Origin of the sequence: Mangrovibacterium lignilyticum, assembly GCF_010882175.1 — a bacterium.
Classification (GTDB): domain Bacteria; phylum Bacteroidota; class Bacteroidia; order Bacteroidales; family Prolixibacteraceae; genus Mangrovibacterium; species Mangrovibacterium lignilyticum.
In genome coordinates this window covers 460,337-481,186 of sequence record NZ_WKLH01000001.1, presented here as the reverse complement: position 1 = coordinate 481,186, position 20,850 = coordinate 460,337, and the positions used below count along the sequence as shown (strand labels likewise).

Below are 20,850 nucleotides of genomic sequence, written 5' to 3'. Positions count from 1 at the left end.
AATTATGAAAGAACTAAAAGTTGTAGCGCCATACAAACCGATGGGGGACCAGCCCGAAGCTATTCGGCAGATTGCCGAAGGTATTGAGCAGGGAGTTCGTTTTCAAACCTTGCTTGGTGTGACAGGCTCGGGGAAAACCTTTACCATGGCTAACGTAATTGAAAAGGTGCAGCGACCAACTTTAATTCTAAGCCATAATAAGACGCTGGCAGCTCAATTGTATGGCGAGATGAAACAGTTCTTTCCCGAAAATTCGGTCGAATATTTCGTTTCGTATTACGATTATTACCAGCCCGAAGCTTATTTGCCTTCCAGCGATACTTATATTGAAAAAGATTTATCCATTAACCAGGATATCGAAAAACTGCGATTGAGCACGACATCAGCTTTGCTCTCGGGAAGACGTGATGTGGTGGTGGTTTCGTCGGTTTCCTGTTTGTACGGTATTGGTAATCCACAGGATTTTCACGCCAATGTCACCGAGCTTTCTGTGGGAGAGGTTGTCAATCGGAATCAGGTGTTGCACCGATTAGTCGATGCGTTGTATTCGCGCAACGAAGTCGATTTTCAACGTGGTAATTTTAGGGTGAAAGGCGATACTGTTGATGTGTTTTTGGCTTATGCCGATTACGCGGTTCGTTTGGTATTTTGGGGCGATGAGATTGAGGAAATTTACAGCTTCGATCCGGTTGAAGGAAGTATCATTGAAAAGTTGGATAAGGCAATTATTTACCCGGCAAATATATTTGTGACGACTAAAGAACGGATGCAAACTTCTATCCGTCAAATTCAGGATGATATGGTGAAGCAAGTGGATTTTTTCCGCGAGATAGGAAAACCGATGGAAGCCAAGCGAATTCAAGAGCGCGTAGAATATGATCTGGAAATGATGCGTGAACTGGGCTATTGCCCGGGAGTTGAGAATTATTCCCGTTATTTCGATGGTCGTGATGCCGGCTCTCGTCCTTTCTGTTTGCTGGATTATTTTCCGGATGATTTCCTGGTGATCCTGGACGAAAGTCATGTGACTGTTCCGCAAATCCGAGCCATGTATGGAGGTGACCATTCCCGGAAGGTAAACCTGGTCGATTATGGTTTCCGGTTACCGGCGGCGATCGACAACAGACCTTTAAGGTTTGAAGAGTTTGAAACCGTCGTCAATCAAACACTTTTTGTGAGTGCCACGCCTGCCGACTATGAGCTCGAACGGTCTGAAGGTGTAATTGTTGAGCAGATCATTCGTCCGACAGGTTTGCTCGATCCGATTATCGAAGTTCGTCCATCGGAGAACCAGATTGATGATCTGATGAATGAAATTCATCTGCGCATTGATAAAAATGAACGGGTTTTGGTGACTACGCTTACCAAACGAATGTCTGAAGAGCTAAGTAAATATTTGGTTAACATGGGAATTAAGACTAGGTACATTCACTCGGATATTGATACCATGGAACGGATTGAGATTATGGAGGATTTGCGTAGGGGAGTCTTCAATGTGCTGGTCGGAATTAACCTTTTACGTGAAGGGCTCGACTTGCCGGAAGTTTCGCTGGTAGCGATCATTGATGCGGACAAGGAAGGCTTTTTGCGTTCCGAGCGCTCACTGACTCAGACTGCCGGACGCGCAGCGCGTAACCTGAACGGTCGAGTGATTATGTATGCAGATAAAATCACGGATTCGATGCAAAAGACCATCGACTCAACCAATTATCGCCGTGCAAGGCAGTTGCAATACAATGAAGAACATGGCATTACTCCTCAGGCCATTGTTAAACCGACTCGCGAAATTATTGGTTATGAATATCGCAGTAATAAGTCGCAGGCTTACCCGCAGGATGAACCTCCACTTGATCTGGCGGCCGATCCGGTTGTTGCACACATGAGTAAGCCTGCCCTCGAGAAAGCTATTACTAAAACCAAGAAGGAAATGGAAGCTGCTGCTAAAGAACTCGATTTCATCGAGGCTGCCCGGCTTCGGGACGAGATGTATCGCCTGCAGCAAATACTTAAAGGCAAGGATTAATTGGCCGGTTTTATTAAATAAATTCTTGTTAAAATTCGGTTACTGACTGATGTGGTTGCCTCGCGTTGAGATATTACTATATTTGCCCGTATAGTTCAGTTGACCGGAAAATCCAATCGAAGCTTTCCCCGGGCTTCCTCATTTTTTTGAAAACAATTTAACATGAATAATGCAGAACACGTTGGTGCTTTGATTCAAAATGATGCCGTCACTTTAGGTTTGTTGCTCCTGTTATTAGGAGGAATATTTTATACCAGTAATTCTACAAACCCCTTTTTCTCAAAATTTTACAAAGTGGTACCCATGCTGCTGCTGTGTTATTTTCTGCCCAGCTTGCTCACCACTTTCAATATTGTCGATGGCGAGAATTCAAATTTGTACTTTGTCGCTTCACGTTACTTGTTGCCGGCCAGCCTGGTGTTGCTAACACTCAGCATCAATCTGAAAGAAGTATTTAAACTTGGCAGCAAAGCGTTGATCATGTTTTTCACCGGTACTTTGGGGGTAATTATCGGTGGTCCGTTGGCCATTTTGATTGCATCAGCTATTAGTCCGAACTTAGTTGGCGGCGCCGGACCGGAAGCAGTGTGGAGAGGCTTGACTACGATTGCCGGAAGCTGGATTGGTGGTGGTGCGAATCAAGCGGCCATGTACGAGATCTTTAAGCCCTCAGATCATTTGTATTCGATCATGATTACTGTGGATGTGATCGTTGCCGAGGTGTGGATGGCCTTTTTGCTCATCGGGGTTGGTAAATCGCACCGCATTGACAAATTTTTTAAGGCCGATGCATCCAGCGTCGAAACATTGCAAAAAAGTATGCACGACTTTAGCCAGAGAATAGCGCGAATTCCAAGCACAATCGACTTGATGGTTATTTTGGCAATTGGTTTGGGAGTAACCGGCTTGGCACATCTGGTTGCCGACTTCATTGCTCCATATATTGAGGTGCATGCCGTATACCTGAAGAAATTTAGTTTGACGTCCAAGTTTTTCTGGTTGATTATTTTGGCGACAACCGCGGGAATTGGTTTGTCATTTACCAAGCTCCGGAATTACGAAGGAGCAGGGGCTTCTAAAGTCGGTACGATCTTCATTTATGTGTTGGTCGCGACGATCGGAATGAAAATGGATATTACCAAGATCTTCGATAATATCGGCTTATTTGCAGTTGGGGCCATTTGGATGGCGATTCATGTCATTCTGATGATTCTGGTGGCCAAAGCGATAAAAGCACCCTTCTTTTTTCTTGCGGTGGGTAGTAAAGCTAACATTGGAGGGGCAGCCAGTGCTCCCGTTGTAGCGGCAGCCTTCCATCCTTCGTTGGCACCGGTAGGAGTATTATTGGCCGTACTGGGCTATGCCTTGGGAACCTACGGCGCTTGGCTTTGTGGCTTGATTATGCAAGTGGTCGCTCAATAGCCCACCGATTAATGTCAATTTGATCGGTTGTGCCCCGGTTGTTATTGAAACCTTCGAAGTAATCTCGGGAGTCATATGAATTCGGATTATCCGTTTTCTTTTCGGATAACTAACAATGGCTCACTGAGCCGGATTTTATTTGATTTCCGAATAAAAGAGTTCGAATTCTTAAGATAATGTTATCCAATTAGCCAATTTCATCCGAATTTGGATTTTGAGGACGCGGTGCTCACTTCTAATGTCAAAAAAAATTACCTTTTTTGATAAAATTAATATGTACTCTTGTGCAAAAATAAGTGACTGAATGACTTATGAGGATTGAATTCTGTTCTTTTTTTTGATTATAATCGCATTTATTTTAACCCGTACTGCAAACAAAAACAATTGAAAATTATTTGTAGGTTAATTTTATATTAATATTTTCGTGAAGTATTGGATTGTATCTTATTTCAGGAACAACCTAAAAACTACTTCAGGTAGGGAAAGATTTGGACGTATTAACCAAAAGAAAGTAAAGGTATGAAGTTGTTAAATTTTACAGAAGGGAAGAATGCGAAGAGAAAATTGAATGAAGACATTATTCAATTAGTTAGCTGTCCGGCTAACGGAAATGTGTGCTCACAAAATCTGGTAGAAATCAATCGCTTGTTATCCACAGCGCAGCAAAGTCGGTTTAGCAAAGAGTATGGTCGCTCCATCTATAAGATGCAGAAGGCCTTAGCTATTGCGGACGGAATTCAGACTGAGCGATGTGCCAATTGTGCGGTTTTATTCCGTAATACAATTCTGTCGTCAATGGACAACGTAAAAGAAGAATTGGAAGAAATGTCTAAAGGACTTTTCAGCACACGTTATCGCGAATCATTTAAGCAAGTTTCCACTTTAGTTCAAGAGTTAAAGCAGGTTTAGTTTGAGATTGCGCATTATCAACTCTTTATAGCTTCATGCCCATTTAGGTAGAGGACTTGTTATTGCTGCGCATTTCTACCGTCTTATTCGTATCGGATATAAATAAGCAACAAAAAGCTTGCTTTGCAGGATAATCACGTGGCATTGTACTTACTTTTGCACCTTCAATTTCAATTCGTGGACTATGAATAAGGTGTTTTATCCGAAATTGCTGAGTGTACTCAAACAAGGATATTCCAAAGATCAGTTTTCTAAAGATTTATTTGCCGGCATCATTGTCGGCATCGTTGCTTTACCACTAGCCATTGCATTTGCAGTGGCATCAGGTGTCTCTCCTGAGAAAGGGTTGATTACGGCTATTGTCGCTGGTTTCATCATTTCACTGCTTGGGGGAAGCCGTGTGCAGATTGGCGGTCCGACCGGAGCCTTTATTGTGATTGTTTACGGTATTCTGCAAACCTATGGTATTGATGGGTTAATGATCTCAACGATGCTGGCCGGTGTAATCCTGATTATTTTCGGCTTACTGAAATTGGGCTCTCTGTTGAAATTTATTCCACAACCGTTGGTTGTTGGTTTTACTAGTGGTATCGCATTGGTAATTTTTACCACCCAAGTAAAAGACGCATTGGGGTTGCATTTGGATAAACTACCTTCTGAGTTTTTGCCGAAGTGGGGCACTTATTTTTCCAATCTGGATCAAATTAACCCAACGGCTTTAATTATTACAGTTGTTACAATTTTAATTTCAGTATATTTTAAAAAGATCAGCAACAAGATTCCGGGCTCCTTTGTGGCGATTATTTTGGTGACTGCCGTTGTGCAGTTTTTTAAATTGCCGGTATCAACTATTGAAACCGTTTTTGGAGATATCCCGCAAACGATCAGTTTGACTTTTCCAAGTATTGATTTCAGCCAGATACATGTATATTTTGCTCCGGCTTTGACCATTGCCCTTTTAGGAGGAATCGAAAGTTTGCTTTCGGCAGTTGTGAGCGATGGGATGATTGGCGCGAATCACCGCTCGAACACCGAATTGATCGCGCAGGGAATTGCCAATGTTGTTACGCCGTTTTTTGGTGGTATTCCAGCTACCGGAGCTATTGCCCGTACTGCCACCAATGTGAAAAACGGCGGTCGAACCCCAATTTCAGGCGCGATTCACGCCCTTACTTTATTGTTTATCATGTTATTCTTCGGACAATGGGCTAAATTGATCCCCATGTCTTGTCTGGCAGGTATTCTGATTGTTGTTTCTTATAATATGAGTGAGTGGCGTTCTTTTGTTTCTATTCTGAAAGGCTCCGCTTTCGACATTCTGATTTTACTGGTTACTTTTTTGCTGACCGTTCTGGTCGATCTTACTTTTGCCATCGAAATAGGTATTGTATTGTCTGCTTTGTTATTCATGAAGCGGATGGCTGATGCCGGAGCAAAAGCTGAATTTGAGGTTGACTCGGATATTTTGGAGAACTACGGCGATTTGCCAAAGGAGTTAGGTATTTATGAGATTAGCGGACCTTTCTTTTTTGCTTCAGCCAAACAGTATAGCTCGACCCTAAGAACGATTGGTTTGAAATCGGACGTGTTAATTATTCGCATGCGGCACGTCCCTTTTATCGATTCAACAGGGCTGCATAATCTAAAAGATGTTGTGAAAGAAATACAGCAAAGTGGTGCCGTCGTATTTCTATCGGGCGTTCGACCCGAAGTTCTGAAGGATTTGGAAAAAGGAAAGCTTTTCAATTTCATTTCCAGCGAAAATGTTTTGCCTTCTTTCGACCGGGCTTTGCTTAAAGCCTCGGAATGTTTGAGAACAAAGACTGCTTAGTTACGAAATTCTTGCTTGATAATTTTGGCTTCCGTTAAAAATGAAAGTCCCTGCTGGTTGCTTGTTCCGGTCATTACCGCCTGAATAAGCAACTGACTGGCATTTTTGTCGGCTCCCCATTCGACCAAAAAGCTGGCTCCGGCACCGCCTTGGTCTTCTTTATGTTCCACGACAAATTCAATTGATTCGAGCGGTTTCAATGAGATGGTTGAATCCGTATATTTCCGCAACAGTTTGCCGTAAGAGTCGTTGTAGTCGGCGCCGAAAACATACACGGTGTCGGTCAGCGATGTGTTTCGAATGCTCAGAGTTGAAGTCAACAAGAAGCGTTTGGTTCCGTCGATGTGGTAGATATCAGAATAAATGGGAATGTAGTCTATTTCCAAATAGCCCACAGCTTCCGATCCCAGATCAACAAAAGTATATTGATGACTGGGGTGATTCATTTTTTTGAGATTTTCCTCTTTTTTACCCGATTGGCAAGAAAGGAGGAAAAAAAGGACGATCAATAATAAGTAATTTGCTTTCATCGACTTCAATTTATGATTCCGTTCGGTATTTTGTCATTAAAAGCAGATGATTGACACCGCCGGATTTTTTTCTAAATTAGCAAAGTATACACACTTAACCTTGATCAACATCCATAATGTTTAACATGAAATACATCTTTCACCTCATCCTCGTTCTGTTTTTTTCTGTGCAAATTACATTTGCTCAGGAACGTTACAAAGAGCAAATTGTAGATTCTGCCTTGGTGGATACCTACACCTATGCAGAGAAAGACAGTTTTACGCTTGATCTGGATTTATATCAACCTGCTTTTGACGCGAAAGACGATCGGCCCGTTGTTCTCTATGTGCACGGAGGTGGTTTTTCCGGAGGCGTAAGGGATAGCGAGGAAATCCGTGAATTTTGTAAGAAAATAGCCGAGCATGGTTATGTGGCAGTTTCGATAAGTTATCGTTTGACTAGAAAAGGAACAACAACCGGCTTGGGCTGTGAGTGTCCGGCGACGGAGAAACTAAAGACTTTTCAGGCGGCAGTCGATGATTTACAGGATGCTACCTATTTTTTGATTGAACGTTGGGAGCAGTTTGGTATCGATCCGCATAAAATTATTTTGGCAGGGAGCAGTGCCGGAGCCGAAACAGTGCTGAATGCGGCTTTCCAGCCGCCCTATTGTTATGGTCTCGACTCGGGACCGGTTTCGTATGCCGGGGTAATTGGGATGGCCGGAGCGATTCCTGACATCAATGCGATCTACGAAGATTCTGCTGTGCCGGCCATGTTTTTCCACGGGACTTGTGATGATTTGGTCCCTTACAGTACTGCTCCGCATCATTATTGTTCGGAAGAAAGCCCGGGCTACCTGGTTTTGCACGGTTCGTATTCCATGGCCGAGCGTTTGCGCGAATTGGGCAAAGCTTATTGGTTGCACACGACCTGTGGAGGAAATCATTCAGTGGCAAGTACGCCAATGACGGAATATTTTGAAGAGATCATGCAGTTTTGCTATGATTTTGTGCTGCAAGGCAAAAAAATGCAAATTCATACTATCAGAGACGGAAATCACAATTGTGCTTATCCGGCTTTCAATTTTTGTACGGAGGAAAAAGAACAACCCGATGAAGAATAAAAGTTTGTTAGTTGTGATGCTGGTGTTGTTGGCCGGCACCATTCAGGCTGTCGATCTGAAAGTGATGACCTGGAATATTCGCTACAACAACCCTGATGATGGCGAAAATGCCTGGCCACTGCGCAAAAATCAGGTAACGGATTTGATTTTATTTCACGCACCCGATGTTATTGGTATGCAGGAAGCTTTGCTGGGACAGGTGAATGACATCGCTTCTAGGCTACCCGGTTACGATTGGGTTGGTGTTGGCCGCGATAACGGAATTAATGCCGGTGAATATTCGCCGATATTTTATGATTCCAGACGTTTCCAGCTGAAAGAACAAGGTTGGTTCTGGCTTTCCGAAACGCCGGAGATACCAAGTAAAGGTTGGGATGCCGCTTTGCCCCGGATTTGTACCTATATTAAGTTGGAAGAGTACGATGGTCGCCGGAATTTCTGGGTCTTCAACACCCATTTCGACCATGTTGGTGATGAAGCAAGAAAGGAGGCGGCAAAGCTTATTTTCGACAAGATTAAAGAATTGAATGATGACAAGCTTCCGGTTATCCTGACAGGTGATTTCAACCTGACACCCGACACCGACCCGATGAAATGGTTAATGCGCAAAATGCACGACACCCGGGATATGTCGGAGGCAGAGCCATATGGTCCGGTGGGGACATTCAACGGATTCGATTTTAATAGTCCGTTGCAAAACCGGATTGATTACATTTTTGTGAACCGGAAAGTTACGGCTGTTCGCAAATATGGCGTGTTGACTGATTCGTATGACCAAAAGTATCCTTCGGATCACCTGCCGGTTTATGTAGAGCTTTGGTTTAAGTAGTTTAAAGTTTTCGCTGTTGCTGAACAAATTTGCCTGCAAACTGTCCTGTCGGGTATGAAAACCGATTTCATTATAGTAGGACAAGGCTTGGCGGGGACCTTGCTGACTCACGAGTTGATAAAGCTCGGAAAAACAGTGCAGGTAATCGACTCCCCTGATTTTCAAAAGGCATCTGCCGTTGCTGCCGGCTTGATTAACCCTGTTGTGTTCCGCCGGCTAACGAAAAGTTGGCTGATCGATGAATTGTATCCGCAACTCGAGGATACCTATGTGGAGCTTGAAGCATTGCTGGGAAACTCGATTTATCATCCGAAAAAAATCAGAAAGATTTTTGGTGCCGGTGAAGCTGATTTTTGGCGAAAAAAGGCGGTTGAAAATGACCTTCTGCAATACTTGCAGATCGAACCTGACGAATCGGGTTATCCGGAGCTGAAGTTAGAACACGGTAGCGGTTGGGTTGAAAAGGCTGGCCGCGTTGATTTAAACAATTTGCTAACTGGATTTCGGGAATATTTATTGAAGCGGAAATGCCTGCATGAATTCAATTTTGATTATTCCAGGCTTGTCATTCACCCGGACCGGGTTGAGTACGGAGATTTGGCAGCTTCGAAGATCATCTTTTGCGAGGGACATCGGGCTTCGCAAAATCCTTACTTTCAGAATATCCAATTTAAACATACCAAGGGAGAAGTTTTTAAGTTGAAAACGACCGGCTACCACGCTGATTTTATCTTGAATAAAGCCTTTTTTTTGATGCCTGTCGGAGGCAACGAGTATCGGATGGGAGCCACATACGATTGGAATAAGTTGGACGAGGTACCAACCGCAAGTGCAAAAGAGGAATTGTGTGGAAAGCTTGAACAGGTCTTTGGCGGAGCGTACTCGCTCACCGAGCATGCCGCAGGAATTCGTCCGACAACGCACGACCGTCGCCCTGTTTTGGGACTTCATCCTGAATATCCGCAAATTGGCATTTTTAATGGTTTGGGGTCTAAAGGTTGCATGCTCGGGCCGTATTTCACCAAACAGTTTGTTGCCCTATTGATTGATAAATCAAGCTTAATTAATCCGGAAGTCAATTTAACCCGCTATAGCTAAACAAAAAGAATTGTTATCTTGACCGGAAATAGAATTGATGATGTTGGATAAATTAGGCGAACTGATTGTAAGTTCCTCGGATTTAATCTGGGGAGTTCCTATTTTAATATTGTTGTTGGGGGGTGGTATTTACTTCCTGATTATTTCGAGGCTGGCACCTTTTAAGTATTTGGTGCATGCGGTCCAAATTATTAGAGGTAAGTATGATGATCCGGACGAGGCGGGTCAGTTAAAACATTATCAGGCGCTTTCAACAGCATTGGCCGGCACCGTCGGAATGGGAAATATCAGTGGTGTGGCGGTAGCTATTACGATGGGAGGCCCCGGAGCCATTTTTTGGATGTGGGTTTCTGCGATGTTAGGAGTAGCAACCAAATTTTTCACCTGTTCGTTAGCCGTCATGTATCGAGGAAAGGATAGTGCCGGTGAAATTCAGGGAGGCCCAATGTATGTTATTACCGAAGGGTTAGGGCGGAAATGGAAGCCGATGGCTATTTTCTTTTCAGTAATGGCGATGCTTGGCGTCTTGCCGGTCTTTCAGGCAAATCAGCTGACGCAGATTATTCGTGATGTATTTTTGGCGCCGAATGGAATCAACCGATCAATGATGACCGATGCAATTATTGGATCGGTGCTTGCGCTGATTGTAGGAGTCGTTGTACTTGGGGGCGTCAAACGGATTGGTAATGTTACCGGCCGTTTAGTTCCGGTAATGGTTGTTGTTTACATCGTTGCGGTGCTCTACATTATCTTTTCACATCCATTGGAGATCATTCCGAGTTTCAGGTTAATATTTGAAGATGCGTTCACCGGAAACGCAGTGCTGGGCGGTTCGCTAGGGGCAATAATCATTACCGGCGTGCGCCGGGCTGCTTTTTCAAACGAAGCAGGGATGGGAACCGCGCCTATGGCCCATGGTGCAGCCAAAACCAATGAACCAATCCGCGAAGGCTTAGTCGCCATGACGGGGCCATTAATAGACACCATTATCATCTGTACCATGACAGCCTTGGCAATTATTATAACCGGGGTTTGGACTCACAGTGCGTCCGATGGAATTACCTTGACTGCAGAAGCATTCAGTGACGCGATTCCGTATGGAGCCTATGTGCTGGTTGTGTGTGTGGTATTCTTTTCCCTGTCAACCATGTTTGCTTTTCCCTATTACGGGAGTAAATGTCTAAGTTTTGTTGCCGGAGCAAAATATCAACATTGGTATCATTATGCGGTTGTCGTTTTAGTGGTAGTCGGCGCTGTATCACAAATGAATGTTATTGTTGCCTTTTGTGATTTAGCTTTTGCTTTGATGGCTTTCCCGACGATGATAAGCACAATTTTATTATCGGGTAAAGTGAGCCGAGCTGCTGGTGATTATTTTAGACGGTACAAAAACGGGGAGTTTTAGAAATTCCACAAAAATCGGTCATTCGTGTATCTAGAACAGGAAGAATCATTCGTGAGATTTTAAAAAGAAGTTTTCCTTTGTACCTTTGAATGATTTTGAAAAATCAACCCCGTTTCAACTTAATTCAATAAAGGAATGAATTGAAGTCGGGAATGAAGAAACAAACCTATCAAACGAAATAACTTATGCCATCAGTTATCAAGAAATTACTATTTCTTTTTGCTACTGTGTTGTACATCTTTCCGTCTGCTTTTGCACAAATTGAAGTTAGCCGTTTATTTGTTGAGAATAAGATTAATCCGGTAGGAGTGAGCGTCATGTATCCACGCCTTTCTTGGACGCTGGAAGCTTCGAGACGAAATACGAACCAGTCGGCTTTTGATATCCGCGTGAGTGAAAGTCTGGAGTCTCTTCAAAAAGGCGTCAACCTGATTTTCAGTACCGGCAAAATCCCATCCGATCAATCGGTGTATATTCAGTTTACGGGGAATACCCTGAAACCCGGACGAAAATATTACTGGCAGGTTCGCGTATGGGATCAGAATGACCGGGCATCAAAATGGAGTGAACCCAATTATTGGGTGATGGGCATTATGGGACCGGAAAACTGGCGGGCTAAGTGGATTCAACCCGGATTTATGGAAAAGGAGGGGAGGCCTTCTCCTTTATTACGCCGGGAATTTGCCCTGGAGAAAAAGATTCGGCTGGCCGTTGCTTTTGTTACGGCACATGGAATGTATGAAGCTGAAATTAACGGTCAAAGAGTCGGAGATCTTTATTTGACTCCCGGATGGACCAGTTATAATAAACGACTTCAATACCAAACTTACGATGTAACAGAATTGCTGAAGGATGGTAAGAACGCGATTGGCGTTACGCTTGGTAATGGCTGGTATCGGGGACGAATTGGCTTTGATCCGGACCCCAACTACTATGGGAAAGATTTGTCGTTGCTTTTCCAGCTACAGATTATATACACTGACGGATCAATTGAAAATATTGTTTCTGATGGAAGCTGGCGGTCAGCATCCGGGCCCATTTTATCGTCTGAGATCTATGACGGTGAAACTTACGATGCGCGTTTAGCTCCTGAAGGATGGTCTGATCCGGGATTCATTGATATGGACTGGTCGGCTATTCAATTGGCCAATTATCCGGTAATCAATCTGGTTACGACAGAAAACGAACCGGTTCGAAAAAAGGAAAGTTTCTCTCCTGTCAAAATAATTACAACGCCCAAAGGTGAAAAGGTTCTTGATTTTGGCCAAAATTTGGTCGGCTGGGTTCAGGTGAAAGCCACCGGTAAAGCTGGCAATAAAATTACGATTGAGCATGCCGAGGCACTCGATAAAGCCGGTAATTTTTATACGGCGAATCTACGCTCGGCCAAACAAACGAACACCTACATTTTAAAGGGTGGAAGCGAAGAGGTTTTCGAACCCCATTTCTCCTTTCAGGGATTTCGGTTCATCAAGGTTGACGATTATCCGGGCGAGTTGAAGCCCGAAAATTTCAAGGCATTTGCTTTGTATTCAGACATGCAGCCAACAGGGAATTTTTCATGTTCCGATGATTTGGTAAACAAGTTACAACACAACATCCAATGGAGCCAGCGAGGAAATTTCGTTGATGTGCCGACAGATTGTCCCCAGCGTGATGAGCGTTTGGGATGGACCGGCGATGCTCAGGCTTTTGCATCAACGGCGGCCTTCAATTTCAATGTCAATAGTTTCTATGCCAAATGGCTGAAAGATGTTGCAGCAGATCAAGCTGAAGATGGAAGTGTTCCCTATGTTGTTCCCAATATTTTAGGTGACGAGTGTAGCCCCGGTTGGGGAGACGTAGCGACCATTGCACCGTGGATCATTTACCGTGCTTACGGCGATAAGGTTTTGCTTGAGAACCAGTACGAAAGTATGAAAGCATGGGTGAACTACATTAAACGTACGGCAGTTGATAATCTTTGGAGTCCCAAACAATCGTTTGGCGACTGGTTGTTTTACCGTCCCGATGATGACAACAGCGGACGCGCTGCCGTTACTGACAAAGATTTAATCGCCCAGTGTTTTTATGCGCATTCAACCCAACTGGTGATTAACGCGGCCAAGGTACTTGAAATGGACTCAGAAGCCATGTACTTTGATTCACTGTTGACCAAAGTAAAAGATGCTTTTGTACACGAGTATGTAACTCCAAGCGGGCGGATGGTTTCCGGAACGCAGACAGCCTATGTACTGGCTTTGGAATTCGATATGTTGCCTGAAAATATGCGCCCGGAGGCTGTGAAACAGTTGGTCAATAATATTCATGAATACGATGATCACTTAACCACTGGTTTTTTGGGAACCCCTTATCTGTGCCATGTGCTTTCCAAATTTGGACACAGTGAGCTGGCCTATAAATTATTGCTTGAAAAATCGTATCCTTCCTGGCTCTACCCGGTAACCATGGGGGCTACTACGATTTGGGAACGTTGGGATGGCATCAAACCTGATGGTTCATTTCAGACCCCTAACATGAATTCGTTTAACCACTATTCATACGGAGCGATTGGCGATTGGATGTATCGTGTTGCTGCCGGCATCCAGACTGATCCGGAGGTGCCCGGTTATAAGCTTATTCAGATAAAACCGTTGGTGACAACGAAGCTGAGTTTTGTAAAGGCTGACCTGCAAACCTATTATGGTAAGGTCGCTTCGGAATGGAGATGGGAACAAGGGCAGTTGATTTTCAATGTAGGTATCCCGGTTAATACAACAGCCAATGTTTTTATTCCGGCTTCATCTGTTGCGAAGGTAAAAGAAGGAGGAAGAAGTGTCAGTTCGCATCGCGATGTTGAAGTTGTCGGTGAGGCAAATGGCTACGTTCAGGTGAAACTGGGCTCCGGAAATTATCGCTTTACGGTTGATAAATAAGCTGCGCAGGGCGGCGTTCTGTTTTTGCCTTGAAGTTAAAAACACCATTGCGGGTTTGCCAAGTATTTCATTCATAGGTCGTGCTTGGTGCTGCCCGATGATTTATCCCCCTAAATCGGATAATTTGTAGGGAGTGGTTTAATATTTTCAGCGTTATTTTTGAATCCTGAAAACAAAAGGATTTTAAATAATAGCTACACCAATGAAAGTATTCAAATCAATTTCATTATTGATGCTTGTCGCATCTGTATTTATCAGTACCTCATGCAGCCAGACCCCGAAGGCAGACGAAACAACTCCTATCGAGTGGGGGATTAAGATGGCTGATTCTGATATGCAACGTTTCCCTGATGCCCGTTATCTTGATTTTACTCCGACTCCGAAATGGAGTTATACACAAGGGTTGGTGACCTTGGCTGATCAACGGTTAGCTGCAGAAACCGGAGAAGTTAAGTACTACAATTACGGTTTGGCTTATGCTGATAGCATGATTAGTGAAGACGGCACCATTGCAACTTATAAGAAAGAAAAATACAACCTGGATTTGGTGAATTCCGGAAAGATCTTGTTTGAGATTTATGCGAAAACAGGTAATGAGAAATATAAGCTGGCCATGGAGCAGTTGAACGAGCAACTGGAAGAACAGCCTGCTACCTCTGATGGCGGTTACTGGCACAAAAAAGTATATCCCAATCAAATGTGGTTAGACGGAGTATATATGGCCGATCCGTTTCACGCTCAATATGGTATGGTTTTCAACCACCCGGAAGCGATTGATGATGCGATGCACCAGGTGTTGACAATTCAAAAGCACACACACGATTCGAAAACAGGATTGAACTTTCACGGGTGGGACGAAAGTAAAGAACAAGCCTGGGCAGATAAAGAAACCGGTTTGTCGTCTCATGTTTGGGGACGTGCTCAAGGCTGGTATGCCATGGCCCTGGTTGATATTTTAGAATTTGTTCCGGCCGATCATCCTCAAAGAGCTGAATACCTGGAAGTGTTGAAAACAGTTTATGCAGCAATCAAAAAAGCACAGGATGCAGAAACCGGTTTGTGGTACCAGGTAATGGATGAGCCCGGACGTGAAGGTAACTACTTCGAATCAACCTGTTCTTCGATGTTCGTATATGCTTTTGCTAAAGCAAACCGGATGGGCTATGTTGATGATTCATACACGGCAGCGGCTAATAAAGGATTTAAGGGAATGCTGAAGAACTTCATCAAGAAGAATGAGGATGGTACCATTTCGCTGACAGACTGCTGTGCTGTTGCCGGCTTGGGAGGTAATCCTTACCGCGATGGTTCCTACGAATATTACATTTCAACAGAGATACGCGATAACGATCCGAAAGGTGTTGGGCCATTCATCATGGCTGCCATCGAGTTACAAAAGGATCTGGACAAAAAATAATAGTGGATCAGAAAATAGATTTAATTTAGAAAGGGTAGCTATGACGATAGCTGCCCTTTTTTTACACTTGCTTCATCGGCATTATTCCTCCAGGCAGAAAGAGAAGAAGATCATGAGTAGCGTTGAAGGAAGTCCAGATCATTCTTTTCAGATATCCTGGAAAACCGGTAAATAGCCGTTTTATTCGCAGGTGTTTTCCCAAAGTTTAAGCAGATTCTATTATCTTTCTCGTCCCAAATAAAATGAATCAATTGAGTAAAACCGGAAATACTGAAGAGCTTTTCATCGTCAAACGGATGGTTGATGGTGATAAATTGGCTTTCCGCTATTTTTTCGACAAATACTACCGCGAGCTTTGCAATTTTGTCAATTTGTACCTGAAAAATCAGGTGTTGACCGAGGAAGTTGTGCAGGATATTTTCGTTTATTTTTGGGAAAACAAGCAGAAAATTAAGATTCAGTCTTCGGTAAAAGCTTACCTGTTTGGTGCCTCTAAATTTAAAAGTCTGAATGTACTTCGTGCTCAAAAAAGAAATGTGAGCTGGCAGGAATATTTGGACAACGAAGATTTTGGAGTGCAGGAAATTCCCATGGAACAATTTTCAGGTACTGCTGAATTTCGGACTATTTTGGAAGAAGCTATTCACAAATTACCCGATCGATGCAGGGAAATATTCTTGCTCAGCAAGAAGCAGGATATGAGCAATAAACAAATTGCCGAGCAGTTGGGGGTGTCCGTAAAAACAGTTGAAAATCAAATAACTATTGCGTTGCGGAAACTGCGGACGCATTTGGAGCCTCATCGCGAAAAGATCTTCCTTTTCTTTCTGATCGACCTGTTCAAATAAATTTTTTCAAAAAATCTCATTTTTCTTTAGGGGGATTTGTCATCTGCTGTTACTGTATGGTATAAAGCGGCAAATTCATGGAAAATCAAGTCCCTTGGGATAAAATACGCCATTACATCAATAGTCCTTCCGAGGAATATGACCCGGAGTTCAGCAATTGGCTGAATGAGTCGGATGCCAATCAAAAAATTTGGGAAGAAGTCTATCTAACTTACCAGATCAGCGGGGAAGTGTCGGAGGAGTTTGATCCGGATCAGGTAAAAGCTTGGAGCAAAGTTGAAAAGCGGATTGAGCAATCGGGTCGTAAGATTCGTTTCAATCCGACTTTTCTTCGGGTTGCAGCCTCTATTCTCCTGTTTCTTATAGGAGGTTTAAGCAGCTGGTATTTCCTGCAAGACCGGGAAATTCAGTATGCCGAGGTTTTTTCGCCTTACGGACACAAAACCAAGGTTATTTTACCGGATCATTCTACAGTATGGCTGAATGGAAATTCAAGTTTGAAATACGCCACCAATTTTAACCAATCACGCGACGTGCAATTGACCGGAGAAGCTTTGTTTGAAGTGACCAAAGATCCCGGTCATGTATTCAGGCTCCGATCGGGAGATGTTAAGGTGGAAGTTTACGGCACAAAATTCAACTTTAAACATTACAGCGACGACCAGGAAGCCGAGGTTGCTTTGCTGGAAGGAAGCGTAGGCTTGTTTCAAGAGGACGAACTGTTGACTAAAATAGTTCCTGGTGAGGTCGCTACCCTAAATACAACGACCAATAAATTGCGTGTGAATCAGGAAAATATGGATATGATTGTTTCCTGGAGTACCGAGGAATTGGTGGTTGAGAATCAATCGTTCGAAGAGGTCTTAAAATACCTGGAACGCTGGTATGGGGTGACTTTTATTAATGACCAAAACCTGAAAGTGGAACAAAAGCTGAGCTTCAAGGTAAAGACAGAAAGTTTGCAAGAACTACTCTCCTCCATTAGTTATATTACCGCTATCCAGTTTGCTATCGACGGAAAAAATGTAGAACTCTCAAAATAAATCTGAATGAACAAATAGAACACAAAATGCAAAAAAAGGCTTGCTGCGGTAACAGCAAACCTTCCTAAAAACCTTTTTGTTTAATCGCAATTCTGCAATGTCATAAGCTCCAACTCATTGTCGTCGCAGAAAAGCACAAAATGTATTACAAACTTATGAAAAAAAAATTGAACGCAGGAGGCTCCCCTTCGGGTAAATCCTCTTGGTACAAAAGATTGTTAATTATGAAATTGACACTGGTTTTATGTCTCTTTGTGGGTTTACTTAGTAGTATGGCTGAGACCAAAGCCCAATCCACACGATTAAGTCTGAAAATTGAACAAGGGAAAGTCAAAGATGTGATAGAGGAAGTGGAACGACAAACTGACTATTCCTTTATGTACGACAACAATGTATTCGATGTGAATCGGATAATCTCTGTAAATCTGGAAAATTCATCCATTGATGCTATCATGGATCAGGTTATTGAAGGTCAAAATCTGAAGTTCGAGTTGGTGAATCACTTCATTGTGATTTCAGAAAAAGAGGCTACAGGTAATCAACAGAAAGAAATTAGTGTAACCGGGAAAGTGATCAGCGAAAAAGGAGAGGCTCTTCCGGGTGTAACGGTTATTATCAAAGGAACTTCAACGGGAACAGTAACTGACTTTGACGGAAATTATAACCTGACTAATGTTTCAGGAGATGCTGTCTTGGTTTTTTCTTTCGTCGGTATGGAATCACAGGAAATTCCGGTTGCCGGAAAAACGCGTATCGATGTTACGCTGAAAGAAGAGGCAATCGGTTTAGAAGAAGTTGTTGCGATTGGCTATGGTACAATGAAAAAAAGTGACCTGACAGGTTCTGTTTCTTCGGTAAGTAGTGACGATTTTAATAAAGGCGCCCAGATTTCAGCTCAACAGTTGGTTCAGGGAAAAATTTCCGGGGTAAACATCAGTTTGAACAGTGGTAAGCCCGGTGGTGCGACAACGGTGCGTGTCCGCGGTGGTACCTCTATTTCGGCCTCAAACGATCCATTGTATGTAATCGACGGTGTGCCAATCTCGACCACTGCAGGTGTTAGCTCAGCAAACATCCGCGGAACCGGTACTGACTTCTTCGATCAGGAACCAACTAATCCTTTAATGACGTTGAATCCGAATGATATTGAGTCGATCAACGTATTGAAAGATGCCTCGGCAACAGCTATCTATGGTTCCCGTGGTGCCAACGGTGTTATCATGATTACCACTAAAAAAGGCAAAGCAGGCAAGGCGCAGGTTACTTACGATGTGTCAACCAGCCTGGCGAGCGTTGCCAATACTCTGGATGTTTTGTCGGCTGATGAATATCGGACAACGGTAGCTGACCTGGGATATGTGGAAGGAACCGACTACCAGGACTTAGGCGCCAATACAAACTGGCAAGACCTGATTTACCGAACTGCATTTTCACATGATCATTACTTGTCCTTGTCGGGTGGAAGTGAAGCTACTAGCTACCGTGTTTCGTTAGGTTACGGCGATCAGGAAGGCATTATGCTGGGCTCGAAACTGGAAAAAGCCAATGCCCGGGTAAACATACTGCACGAAGCGCTGGACGGAAAATTGAAGTTCGATCTTCGCATGAACTACGGACAAAATTCAGCTAATCAGGCACCAGTGTCTAATACCGTTGGTAGTGAGGCTGGTTCAAGTATGAACTACGAAGCCTACGTTTTCAACCCGACTTATCCGGTAAAAGATGAAAATGGTGACTACTACCATGTGTTACCATACCGGATTAACCCGGTTTCTTTTTCAACTGATATTATCGACGAACGCTCTAACCGAAAATTTCTGGGAAACCTAGCGGCTACCTACCAGATTGTTGAGCCACTAAGCGTTAAAGTCAATATTGGTTACACAAACCAGGGAATTAACCGGAATTCATACATCAGCAAGGAAAACCCGCTGGGTGAAGGGTACGGTGGTTATGTGAGTGTTCAAAAGCTGGAAGATTACTCAAAACTGTTTGAGTCTTTCTTGTCGTACAAAGACGACTTTGGAAAAATCGGCGTGGATGCGATCGCCGGTTATTCTTATCAATACTTCTTTAACGAAGGTTTGAGAAACACGGCTTCAGGTTTCTTGTCGGATGAGTTTAGGTGGTACAGCCTTCAGGCTGCCTCTAATCTTGAGTCGGCAACAAGTTTTGCCGAAAGTAACACGTTGATCTCCATGTACGGCCGTTTGAATCTGAATATTGATGATCGCTTCCTGATTACCGGTACTTTGAGACGTGACGGATCCAGCCGCTTCGGTTCGGGTAACAAATGGGGTTTGTTCCCCTCGGGAGCTGTTTCTTGGCGTTTAACACAAGAGGATTTCTTTAGCAGCAGTACAATTTCCGATTTGAAACTTCGTGCCAGCTATGGTGTAACCGGTAACCAGGAAATTGGTAACTACCAGTCGTTGTCGTCACTGAGCGCCAGCTCTGCAGGCTATATCGTGGGGGGTGATCGCTTGACTGTTGTATTGCCATCTCGTTATGCAAATCCAAATTTGAAATGGGAACAAACTTCGCAGTGGGACTTTGGTGTGAACTTCGGTCTTTTTGATCAACGCCTTTACGGAAGTATTGATTATTACTACAAAAAGACATCAGATCTCCTCTTAAGCGTTGCAGTTCCTTCTCCGTCAATTGTTTCGACTCAGATTGCGAACGTAGGTAGTGTGGAAAACAAAGGTTTTGAGTTTGAATTAGGTGCGCATATCGTTGACCGTGCTGATTTTGCATGGAATGCAGATTTCAACATCAGCGTTAACCGTAACAAGGTGTTGAGCCTGTCGAATGATAGCTGGTCGGGCGACGACGTACTCAGTGCTCCGATCCAGGGTGCCGGGCTTGCCGGTGGTTTTGCTCAGCTCATCACAGAAGGAAAACCTTTGGGCTCATTCTACGGGAAAGTATTCAAGGGAATAGAAAACGGTGTAGAAGTTTTTGAAGATAAAAGTGATTTCATCGGTTGTGCTCAGCCTGATTTTACCTTCGGTTTGAGTAATAACTTCAGCTATAAAAACTGGGGGTTGGTAGTCAACTTCCGCGGATCGGTAGGTAACGATGTTTACAACCTTACGGCTAACAACATGGGGTATTTGATCAACCTTCCGGGACGGAATGCACTGAAAAGTGCTGTCGATAGCGGTATCGGTAAAAACGAAGCCAAGCAATACTCTTCTCGCTGGATCGAAGACGGTTCATTCGTGCGTCTGGATAATGTGACATTGTCATATAACTTTGATTTGCACAATACTTTCCTGTCGAACGCCAAAGTATATGTTTCCGGTCAGAACCTGTTTGTTATTACTGGTTATTCAGGTTTAGATCCTGAAGTAAACTCTGAAGTGTCGGGCACCGGTGTTGCACCCCTTGGAATCGACTACTTAAGTTATCCAAAAGCGAGAACTTTTACACTTGGAGCAACAATTTCATTTTAATAATTGAGGACACATG

At 43.6% G+C, this 20,850-nt stretch carries 14 protein-coding genes; 13 read left to right on the top strand and 1 reads right to left on the bottom strand.

Annotated features, from left to right (window positions below):
- Positions 1-4 precede the first annotated feature (4 nt).
- The 4 genes from uvrB (at position 5) to GJV22_RS01740 (ending at position 6,185) form a co-directional block, all read left to right on the top strand.
- On the top strand, positions 5-2,023 hold the full coding sequence (gene uvrB / locus GJV22_RS01755; protein ID WP_163707797.1) for an excinuclease ABC subunit UvrB: 2,019 nt from the start codon (positions 5-7) through the stop codon (positions 2,021-2,023).
- Positions 2,024-2,185: 162 nt separating this feature from the next.
- The gene (locus tag GJV22_RS01750) at positions 2,186-3,445 is read left to right on the top strand and encodes a DUF819 family protein (protein WP_163707794.1); all 1,260 of its coding nucleotides are present in this window, start codon (positions 2,186-2,188) and stop codon (positions 3,443-3,445) included.
- Positions 3,446-3,964: 519 nt separating this feature from the next.
- Entirely contained in the window at positions 3,965-4,354 is a 390-nt protein-coding gene (locus tag GJV22_RS01745) for a hypothetical protein (protein WP_163707791.1), read from the top strand.
- 184 nt (positions 4,355-4,538) lie between these two features.
- Positions 4,539-6,185 (top strand): SulP family inorganic anion transporter, encoded by a 1,647-nt coding sequence (locus GJV22_RS01740; protein WP_163707788.1) that lies wholly within the window; start codon positions 4,539-4,541, stop codon positions 6,183-6,185.
- On the opposite strand, the gene GJV22_RS01735 is transcribed toward GJV22_RS01740, so the two are convergent.
- On the bottom strand, positions 6,182-6,715 hold the full coding sequence (locus tag GJV22_RS01735) for a DUF3124 domain-containing protein (protein ID WP_163707786.1): 534 nt from the start codon (positions 6,713-6,715) through the stop codon (positions 6,182-6,184). The two genes, GJV22_RS01740 and GJV22_RS01735, sit on opposite strands and share 4 nt — an antisense overlap.
- A gap of 125 nt (positions 6,716-6,840) precedes the next feature.
- On the opposite strand from GJV22_RS01735, the gene GJV22_RS01730 reads away from it, so the two are divergent.
- The 9 genes from GJV22_RS01730 (at position 6,841) to GJV22_RS01690 (ending at position 20,834) form a co-directional block, all read left to right on the top strand.
- The gene (locus tag GJV22_RS01730) at positions 6,841-7,821 is read left to right on the top strand and encodes an alpha/beta hydrolase (protein WP_163707783.1); all 981 of its coding nucleotides are present in this window, start codon (positions 6,841-6,843) and stop codon (positions 7,819-7,821) included.
- Positions 7,811-8,650, top strand: a complete 840-nt coding sequence (locus GJV22_RS01725; RefSeq protein ID WP_163707780.1) for an endonuclease/exonuclease/phosphatase family protein — start codon at positions 7,811-7,813, stop codon at positions 8,648-8,650. The genes GJV22_RS01730 and GJV22_RS01725 overlap by 11 nt, the downstream gene beginning before the upstream one ends.
- 54 nt (positions 8,651-8,704) lie before the next feature.
- Positions 8,705-9,748: an NAD(P)/FAD-dependent oxidoreductase gene (locus tag GJV22_RS01720; RefSeq protein ID WP_163707777.1), complete on the top strand. Its 1,044-nt coding sequence runs from the start codon at positions 8,705-8,707 to the stop codon at positions 9,746-9,748.
- A 37-nt stretch (positions 9,749-9,785) separates the two neighbouring features.
- Complete coding sequence (locus GJV22_RS01715; RefSeq protein WP_238480262.1) at positions 9,786-11,153, top strand: alanine/glycine:cation symporter family protein; 1,368 nt, start codon at positions 9,786-9,788, stop codon at positions 11,151-11,153.
- A 185-nt stretch (positions 11,154-11,338) separates the two neighbouring features.
- Positions 11,339-14,068, top strand: coding sequence for an alpha-L-rhamnosidase (locus GJV22_RS01710; RefSeq protein WP_163707774.1), 2,730 nt, complete (start codon positions 11,339-11,341; stop codon positions 14,066-14,068).
- 202 nt (positions 14,069-14,270) lie between these two features.
- The gene (locus tag GJV22_RS01705; RefSeq protein ID WP_238480261.1) at positions 14,271-15,485 is read left to right on the top strand and encodes a glycoside hydrolase family 88/105 protein; all 1,215 of its coding nucleotides are present in this window, start codon (positions 14,271-14,273) and stop codon (positions 15,483-15,485) included.
- A gap of 242 nt (positions 15,486-15,727) precedes the next feature.
- Positions 15,728-16,333, top strand: a complete 606-nt coding sequence (locus GJV22_RS01700; protein WP_163707771.1) for an RNA polymerase sigma-70 factor — start codon at positions 15,728-15,730, stop codon at positions 16,331-16,333.
- A gap of 77 nt (positions 16,334-16,410) precedes the next feature.
- Positions 16,411-17,376, top strand: a complete 966-nt coding sequence (locus GJV22_RS01695; RefSeq protein WP_163707770.1) for a FecR family protein — start codon at positions 16,411-16,413, stop codon at positions 17,374-17,376.
- A gap of 224 nt (positions 17,377-17,600) precedes the next feature.
- Positions 17,601-20,834 carry a TonB-dependent receptor gene (locus tag GJV22_RS01690; protein ID WP_205461719.1) on the top strand — a complete coding sequence of 1,078 codons (3,234 nt, stop codon included), beginning with the start codon at positions 17,601-17,603 and terminating at the stop codon, positions 20,832-20,834.
- Positions 20,835-20,850: the final 16 nt, after the last annotated feature.